Origin of the sequence: Streptomyces violaceorubidus, from assembly GCF_000717995.1 — a bacterium.
Classification (GTDB): domain Bacteria; phylum Actinomycetota; class Actinomycetes; order Streptomycetales; family Streptomycetaceae; genus Streptomyces; species Streptomyces violaceorubidus.
Window position 1 is genome coordinate 1 of sequence record NZ_JODM01000109.1, and the last position, 1,297, is coordinate 1,297.

At 67.1% G+C, this 1,297-nt stretch carries 1 protein-coding gene; it reads right to left on the reverse strand.

The window, feature by feature from the left end:
* Positions 1-29: 29 nt before the first annotated feature.
* Positions 30-1,231 (reverse strand): IS3 family transposase gene (locus IE94_RS0134190; protein WP_425338000.1). Its coding sequence is split into 2 segments (ribosomal slippage): positions 30-946 and positions 946-1,231, totalling 1,203 coding nucleotides; the frame shifts between segments, so codons are not numbered across the junction.
* Between the last annotated feature and the right edge of the window lie 66 nt (positions 1,232-1,297).

Below are 1,297 nucleotides of genomic sequence, written 5' to 3' on the forward strand. Positions count from 1 at the left end.
GGGTCTTGACCCCGGTTTCTGGACACGGGTTATGCGGCTTGCGTCAGCGTAGTTGATGTCGTTCGGAGGGAGTTCTCGTAAGCGATGGGGCTGCGGTGTCCGAGGCTGGAGTGACGGCGTCGGACGTTGTATCGGTGCAGCCATCGGAACGCGTCGAGGCGGGTCTCGCGCTCGCCGGCCCAGTGCTTGCGGCCCTGGAGGGTCTCGCGTTTGAACGTCGCGTTGAAGGACTCGGCGAGTGCGTTGTCCGCGCTGGAACCGATCGCGCTCATGGACTGGCGAACGCCGGCCTGGTTGCAGGCCTCGGCGAAGGCCCGGCTGGTGTACTGGGCTCCATGATCGGTGTGCAGGACAGCTCCCGCGAGGCTGCCGCGGGTGTGTTCGGCGGCGGCCAGGGCGTCAATGACGAGATCGGTGCGCATGTGATCCGCGATCGCCCAGCCGGTGAGACGCCGTGAGGCGAGGTCGATGACGGTGGCCAGATAGAGGAACCTCCCGCTCTCCAGGGGGAGGTAGGTGATGTCACCGACGTACTTCGTGTTCGTTTCACCTGCGGTGAAGTCGCGGCCGATCAGGTCCGGGGCCTTCGCCGCGGCCGGGTCCGTGACCGTGGTGCGGTGTCTTCGTCGCAGCCTCACGCCCGCCAGATCGATGCTCCGCATCACGCGTGCGACCCGCTTGTGGTTGACGCGCTCGCCGTCCTCGCGGAGCTCGGCGGTGATCCTGGGAACGCCGTAGGTGCCGTCCGAATCGCGGTGGACAGCCCGTATCCGTGCGGCAAGATGGGCGTCGGCCGCCCGGCGGGCGGCCCTGTCGGCGGCGGCGCGGCGCCAGTAGTAGAAGCTGGAGCGGGCAATGCCCAGGATGGTGCACAGCCGCTTCACGCCGTAACGGCGCTGGTGGTCGGCGACGAACTGGAAGCGGTTCACCAGCGCGTCTCCCCGGCGAAATACTTCGCCGCCTTCCGCAGGATCTCGTGCTCTTCCTCCAACTCGCGGATCTTCTTGCGCAGGGCCGCGTTCTCCGTCTCCAGCGCAGTGGGCGGTTCGAGGGATGCCTCGGCCCGACGGCCCCTCGGGCGACTCGAACCGGCCGCCCTGACCCAGTTCCGCAACGTCTCCGGGTTCACTCCCAGATCAGCGGCGACCGACCTGATCGTCGCTTCGGGCCGCGACTCGTAGAGCGCGACAGCGTCCGCCTTGAACTGCGGCGGATAGTTCTTCATGACCACGAGATGTCCGTTCTCAGATCCTCAGGATCCATTGTCTCGTGTGTCCAAGATCCGGGGTCAAGGCCC